Raw genomic sequence first — 6,484 nt, 5'->3', positions numbered from 1 at the left:
GGGGGGGGGGGCGGGCCCCCCCCGGGCGGCCCCGCCCCGCCGTCGTCCGCCGCGACTCGGGTCAGTGCTCGTCGAAGACCCGGTGCACCGTCACCTCGGGCTCCATCTGGTCCAGGGCGGAGACGCCCGGGCCCTTCGGTGCGGTGGCCGCGGCAGCCTTGAGAATCGCCGTCACCTGGGCGGCGAGAGCGTCCACCTGGCTCTTGAGCTCGGCGGTGGGCGCGGTCGAGCGGCCCAGCGCGTCCAGCTTGCGGTGGATTTCGGCGAGCTGCCGCTCCGCCGTGGCGCTCAGGGTGAACGGACGCGGGGTGGACACGATGAACTGGTAGGCGCCGGCCAGGGTCTGGCACCCGGAGCAGTGCACGTTCTCGGCCTTGCTCAGGTTGAGCGCGTTCAGGTGGATGTTCGTGCCCGCCATGGTCACGATCTGGAAGGAGAGCGCGACCGACCGGCAGGGGTCGTGCGGCGAGCAGTAGGCGGAGATCGCCTGCGCCTGGTTGCGGGCGCTCGCGGCGTACAGCGTCCCGTACTGGTGGACGGTGAAGGAGTCCTGGAAGCGGGTCTCGTGGGCGCGGTCGGCCAGGGTGTGCGCGCCGTCGCTCGCCAGGGCGACGCCGGACGGGCCGCCGACGGCCTGGGCGACGCCGGCGGTCCCGCCGATGACGCCGAGCCCTGCGGTGGCGATCAGGCCGACGCGCACGGCGCGGCGGGCGGCCCCGACCCGCGAGCGGATCTTGCGGTGCGGATTGAGCTCCATCGTGTGCTGCTCCTCGCTGTGAACAGGCTGCTGGGATTACTTGAGCGCCGCGGTGCCGGCGCTCGTCGCGGCCGTCGTGGGCGGGGGAGGCGCCGTGGCGGACGTGGTGGGGGACGCCGTCGGCGTCGCGGAGGGGCTGGTCGTGGGAACGGTGGTGGGGTGGGGCGTCGTCGCGACGACGGTGGGCGTCGCACTCGGGGACGTCCTGGTCGTCGTCGGCGGGGTGGGCGTGGCCGAGGGGCTGACGGAGGGCCGCGCCGACGCCGACGCGGAGCTGCTCGGCGTCAGGCCGCCGCCGGAGTGGCTGTGGCTCGAACTCGGGCCGGGCGTCGGGTCGCCGCTCGGTCCGCCACCGTGCCCGTGGTGGGTGACCGGCGGGGTCGGCTCGACCGTGGGGACGCCGGGTTGGAGCACGGGGACGATGGGTGGTTGGGCCGGCAGCGGCTTCGGGGTGAGGCCGACGAACCAGGCGCAGCACAGGCCCCCCGCGGCGACCAGGCCGAGCGCGCACAGGGAGGCGCGCAGGCGGGGCCGGCCGTCGGTGGCGCGGCGGGCGGCGCGCAGCAGGCGTCCGGCCAGCCGGATGGAGAGGTAGGCCATGCCTGCGAGCGGGCAGATCAGCATCAGGCAGCCGAGCAGGCCGACGGCTCCCTCGGCGATCTGGCCGTGCGCGAACGCGTCCGCGGTGCCGGAGAGCTGCTCGGTCAGCGAGCGGATGCCGGTGGCCAGGATGCGCGGCAGGTTCCACATCGCGTAGCCGAGGTCGCCCAGCAGCAGCGGAACCATGGTGCAGACCCAGGTCGTGACGATGACGCGGGCCGAGCGCTTGAGGTCCCTCACCTCCGGCGGGACGGGCCGGCCCGGGATCATGCTCTGCACGATCGGGCGGATCTTGCCGTAGAGGTCGGGGATGCCGGCGAGGTCGCCGAGGATGTAGTAGCCGTCGAGGCGCACGGCCGGCATGAGCTGTTCCAGGACCTCGAAGTGGCCGAGGTAGACGGCGCTGAGGAAGAACGGCTGGCCGGTCAGCAGGTAACAGCCGGTCAGGCCGAGCATGAAGACGACGTTGAAGTAGACGCCGCCGAGGTCGGTGCGGATCCGGCCGGCCCGGCCGATCCGGTAGACGTCGGTCACGTCGGTGTACATCGAGGGCCAGATCAGGAACAGCCCGCAGCCGATGCAGCCGGGTCTCGCGCCGCCGTAGCGGCAGGCCGAGGCGTGGCCGAACTCGTGGAAGACCAGTGAGGCGACGGTGAGGGCGAACACCACCAGCAGCAGCACCGGCTGGTCCAGCACGTTCAGCACCGGGGTCATCGCCCCGTAGTAGCCGAACAGCCACACGTCCATGCCGACCGCCGCGAGCAGCACCACCGCGACGACCGCGGGACGGTGCAGCCAGGCCAGCGAGCGCCCGATCCGGGCGACGCGCCGCTCGTCGAAGAGGACCCGGTGGCCCTTCAGGGCCAGCAGCAGGTCCGAGCGCGGGGCGTCGACCTCGTCGTCCTCCTGGCCGTAGGGGACGGTGACGCCCAGCGGGATGAGCTTGTTCTCGATCAGGTAGGCGACGTTCTCCTCGCTGACCTCACGCCCGAAAAGGCCGCTGACGCGGTGTGAGATCCCCTCGGTGTCGCGTTCCCCGTCGATCGCGCCGGCGACCAGGTGGAGCAGCCGGGACAACTGCACCACCTGGCCGTCTCCACGGCGGGCGATGTACCGGGGCTCGGTGAAACCCGACCCCTGGTACTCGCCGTGCAGCCGCAGCCCAGCCGAGAGCCGGGGCACGGGGAACACCGGACCTGACGGGAACGGCGGCTGCACGGACGTGGCGAAGCCACCTGGACCGGGGACGACCGCGACCTCGGTCTCCACAGTGACTGTCATCTTGCGTATGTCCTCCCCGTAGGCGTGGGCCGGCTCCTCCTCCCCCGGGCCGGCCCACGCCGCGGTCGTGTGTCTGGTGCCTGGATTACTGCGAGATGACGATGGACTGCGCGGCCTCGGACTCGGCGTCCGCGCCGTTGGAGCCGATGTTCAGCGCGCTGGAGTGGTTGTGCGCGTTGACGACGGCGACGTGCTTGGTGACGTTGGTCGTCCGGGTGAAGTTGAACTTCAGCCGACCGAGCGCCTCACGGCCCGGCAGCAGCTCGCCCGACTCGGCGTCCAGCTCGTGCATGTCCATGCTCATGGTGTTCTCCCTCTGTGATGTGTAGCGGTGGGTGTGGGGTGGTGCGCGGACTACTGCGGTACGGACTACTGGTGGATCGTGATCGACTGCGACGCGGCGGCGGCGGCGGTCGCGTCCTCCGAGCCGATGTTCAGGGCGCTGGAGTGGTTGTGGGCGTTGACGACCGCGACGTGCTTGGTCACGTTCGTCGTCCGGGTGAAGTTGAACTTCAGCCGACCGAGCGCCTCACGGCCCGGCAGCAGCTCGCCCGACTCGGCGTCCAGCTCGCGAATGTCCATGCTCATGACTCCCCCTTGGGGTGCGGTAGCGGTGGCGTCCGTCCAACTCCGTCGGACGCCTTGTCCAACGAGATTGGACAGTAGTCGCGTGACGATCCGTGGCGCAAGGGTTTTCTGGCGACTCTCTGTAACAGACTCGCAACAGAGAGAAATGTGCAGGTGAGCGGCGGTGAACCAGCCCGGAAAGACGTGATCGCCCTAGAATCGAGGCCGCACGACCGCCGGTGGGACCTGGTTCGGCCGGCCCGAGTGGAACACGAGGGAGGGTGCAGGGTGTCCGACGCACTGCAGGCGCTCATGCGAGAGCGACTGGATCGGCAGGGCTGGTCCTACGGCGACGTGGCCCGTCGGGGCGAGATCCCCCGCTCCACGGTGCACCACCTGGCCACCAGCGACCGTCTGGTGCGGATGCCCCAGCCCGCGACGCTGGAGGGCCTGGCCCGCGGACTGGAGCTGCCGCTGGACACCATCCGCCGCGCCGCGGCCGAGGCGTGCGGGATCCACCTGTACGAGGCGGCGCCCGACCCCGAGGTCGACGTGCTGATCGCGAGCGTCCAGCAGTTGTCGCCGGAGAACCGGCGCCATGTCGCCGCGCTGGTCGAATCCCTGCTCGAACGCAGCCGTCACCCCGGCGACGCCGGCAGCTCCGACAGCCGCGAGAGTGAAGCTTCGGACTGAAGTCGGATAAGGACGCCGCGCTGCCCGAAACGGTTGCGCCAGCGCCCGATTACGACCGGAATGAGCGAATACGGCGATTGCCGGGGGCCAAAGCACCCTTCTGGGTTTAGCGTTCTCTGCCAACAGGGATCTCCGCCTTCGGCGGCCCCTTGTCGAACGTTGGCAACAAGGCCAGGGGGGACACGTGCTGGTCGTGCAAGGAGGCCCCACCACCGCGGTGGTCAGGGGCCGTACCGGGGAGTCCGTCATCCTGCTCTCGGGCGAACTGCCGGCGGAGCTCACGGAGGACGCCCTCGGACCGGTGCTGGACGTCGCCGCGGCGGTCCTGGACGGTGAGGAGATGATCCTCTTCCGCCGTTGCCTCGACGCCCTTCGTCGAGGGGACATCAGCCGCACCCGTCGGATCGAGATCGACGGCGCGGTGCTGACCGTCCACTCGGACTGACGGTACTGACGGTCCGTCACCGGAACGCGATCAGCCCTCCCGGTCAAAAAACCGGGAGGGCTGATTGCTTCCAGCGTGCGCGAGGGGGGACTTGAACCCCCACGCCCCGAAGGGCACTAGCACCTCAAGCTAGCGCGTCTGCCATTCCGCCACCCGCGCTGGTGGCCTGCGCGGTTCCCCGCGCTGACGTGCACAACAATACCAAGAAAACAGAGTGCTCCCGACCACCCGCCCTCCGGTCGGAAAGCGTCGCCAGAAGCTGGCTTTGGACACGGAACGTGCATCTTCGGTCACTTTGTGCGCTGACGCCGCCGGGTGGGCAGGACAAGGCTGTGATAGGACGACCTCTCTGCCCAGGAGCGACGACCACTGCTAGCCGAGGATGGCGGAACGAACCATGCATGTCCGCGGAGACCAGCCCTGCGAACCTCCTCTCGCGACCGGGACCGTCCCGGTCGGCGCGGATGTGACAGCGCCGCCCGGCGTCGAGGGCGTCTGGCGCTTCGCCGCACCGGCGGTGGACATCACCGTCTCGCACGCGCGGCACGCCGTCCGGGACCTGCTGCTGGCGCAGGGCATCGCCGGCCCGGCGTACCAGGACCTGCTGGACGGCCTGCTGCTGATCGTCTCCGAGCTGGTCACCAACTCGGTGCGGCACGCGGCGCTGCTCTCCCCCGAGCTGGTGGTCGAGGTGGTCCTCGCCAACGGCTGGGTCCGCGTCTCGGTCGAGGACAGCCACCCCTACCGCCCCAAGGCCCTATCCGAGGACTTCAACCGCCTCGGCGGCCGCGGCCTCCTCCTCGTCAAGGCGGTCACCGCGGAGTCGGGCGGCTCGTGCGACGTGGAACGCACCTCGCGCGGCGGCAAGATCATCTGGGTTGAACTCCCCATCCCCCGGCCCCGGTTGGGCGCCTGACAGCAACCCCTCCGGGGCGGGGGCTCGCACCTCAGACGACCGAGCGCCACCAGTGGTCGAGCTTCGGGGGCGCGGCGGCGAGGATGCGCTCGCCCGGGCGGGGGACGGCGAGGGTGACACCGGCCGCGTCCGCGGCCTCACAGAGGCGTTCCACGGGCTCGGACCAGTCGTGCAGGCCCAGCACGAACGTGCACCAGTGGACCGGGACGAGCAGCCCGCCGCGCACGTCCAGGTGCGTCCGCAGGCCCTCCTCGGGCGTCATGTGGATGTCGGGCCAGTGCTCGCTGTACGCGCCGATCTGGATCAGCGTCAGGTCGAAGGGGCCGAGCCGCTCGCCCGTCCTGCGGAATCCGTCGAAGTAGCCCGAGTCACCGCTGTAGAAGACCCGGCGCTCCGCGCCGACGATCGCCCAGGAGCTCCACAGCGTGCCGTTGTTGCGGAAGCCGCGGCCGGAGAAGTGGTAGGCCGCCGTGCACTCCAGGCGCAGGCCGCCGACCTCGACCGACTCGTCCCAGTCGAGCTCGATGACCCGGCCGCGCGGCACGCCCCAGCGCTCCAGGTGCGCGCCGACGCCCAGCGGGACGACGAAGGGGACGTCCTGCAGCCGGGCCAGGGCCCGGACGGTGTGCATGTCGAGGTGGTCGTAGTGGTCGTGCGAGATGAGGACGGCGTCGACGTCCGGCAGGCGCTCCAGCTCGACCGGCGGGCTGTGCAGACGGCGCGGGCCGACCGACTGGGAGGGGGAGCAGCGCTCGGACCAGACCGGGTCGAGCAGGATCCGCTGCCCCTCGATCTCGACCAGCGCGCTGGAGTGGCCGAACCAGGTGACCGCGAGATCCTCGCTGGCCTCGGCGGCGAGGTCGCGCACCAGCGGGATCGGGCGCGACGGCTTGCGCTGCTGCTTGCCGAAGAGCAGCTCGCGGGCGACGCCCCCGCTGTCGGGGCGGGAGAACTCGCCCGTCCGCTCCGGGCCGGGCGGGTTGTGGAACACGCCGTCGCGGTATTGCGGGGAGTCCCTGAGGCGTTCGGCGCGCCCGCCGGAGGTCGGGTCGCCGCCGAAGGCGACCGCCACCTCGCGCGCCGCCCAGGCCGCAGCCGTCGCTCCCGCCACGCCCAGCCCTGCGGCGATCCTCCCCGCCCGGTTGAGTCCCATGCCCCGGCCCTCTCCTTGCTCCGTGCTCTCGTACAACGACACCGCGACGACACAACGACGCACCTCGGGAAC

At 71.3% G+C, this 6,484-nt stretch carries 8 protein-coding genes and 1 tRNA gene; 3 read left to right on the top strand and 6 right to left on the bottom strand.

Features of this window, described 5'->3' with window-relative positions; all coding sequences use genetic code 11:
• Positions 1–61: 61 nt before the first annotated feature.
• The 4 genes from TR48_RS01795 to TR48_RS01780 form a co-directional block, all read right to left on the bottom strand.
• Entirely contained in the window at positions 62–757 is a 696-nt protein-coding gene (locus TR48_RS01795; protein ID WP_042364012.1) for a hypothetical protein, read from the bottom strand.
• 36 nt (positions 758–793) lie between these two features.
• Positions 794–2,638 carry a zinc metalloprotease gene (locus TR48_RS01790; RefSeq protein WP_042364011.1) on the bottom strand — a complete coding sequence of 615 codons (1,845 nt, stop codon included), beginning with the start codon at positions 2,636–2,638 and terminating at the stop codon, positions 794–796.
• Between the two features lie 85 nt (positions 2,639–2,723).
• Positions 2,724–2,942: a hypothetical protein gene (locus TR48_RS01785; RefSeq protein WP_042364010.1), complete on the bottom strand. Its 219-nt coding sequence runs from the start codon at positions 2,940–2,942 to the stop codon at positions 2,724–2,726.
• Between the two features lie 65 nt (positions 2,943–3,007).
• Positions 3,008–3,226, bottom strand: coding sequence for a hypothetical protein (locus TR48_RS01780; protein WP_042364009.1), 219 nt, complete (start codon positions 3,224–3,226; stop codon positions 3,008–3,010).
• Positions 3,227–3,493: 267 nt separating this feature from the next.
• On the opposite strand from TR48_RS01780, the gene TR48_RS01775 reads away from it, so the two are divergent.
• Both TR48_RS01775 and TR48_RS01770 read left to right on the top strand, forming a co-directional pair.
• On the top strand, positions 3,494–3,898 hold the full coding sequence (locus TR48_RS01775) for a helix-turn-helix domain-containing protein (RefSeq protein ID WP_042364008.1): 405 nt from the start codon (positions 3,494–3,496) through the stop codon (positions 3,896–3,898).
• Between the two features lie 184 nt (positions 3,899–4,082).
• On the top strand, positions 4,083–4,343 hold the full coding sequence (locus tag TR48_RS01770; RefSeq protein WP_236651964.1) for a hypothetical protein: 261 nt from the start codon (positions 4,083–4,085) through the stop codon (positions 4,341–4,343).
• A gap of 76 nt (positions 4,344–4,419) precedes the next feature.
• Here the strand turns inward: TR48_RS01770 and TR48_RS01765 are convergent.
• Positions 4,420–4,502, bottom strand: a tRNA-Leu gene (locus TR48_RS01765).
• A 238-nt stretch (positions 4,503–4,740) separates the two neighbouring features.
• On the opposite strand from TR48_RS01765, the gene TR48_RS01760 reads away from it, so the two are divergent.
• Positions 4,741–5,259 (top strand): ATP-binding protein, encoded by a 519-nt coding sequence (locus tag TR48_RS01760; protein WP_084728714.1) that lies wholly within the window; start codon positions 4,741–4,743, stop codon positions 5,257–5,259.
• Positions 5,260–5,290: 31 nt separating this feature from the next.
• Here TR48_RS01760 and TR48_RS01755 read toward each other — a convergent pair whose 3' ends face one another.
• Complete coding sequence (locus TR48_RS01755) at positions 5,291–6,412, bottom strand: MBL fold metallo-hydrolase (protein WP_042364007.1); 1,122 nt, start codon at positions 6,410–6,412, stop codon at positions 5,291–5,293.
• Positions 6,413–6,484: the final 72 nt, after the last annotated feature.

The sequence above is a fragment of the Streptacidiphilus neutrinimicus genome (assembly GCF_000787815.1).
GTDB lineage: Bacteria > Actinomycetota > Actinomycetes > Streptomycetales > Streptomycetaceae > Streptacidiphilus > Streptacidiphilus neutrinimicus.
The sequence above is the reverse complement of the archived record's forward strand: the minus strand, read 5'-3'. Positions and strand labels throughout refer to the sequence as shown.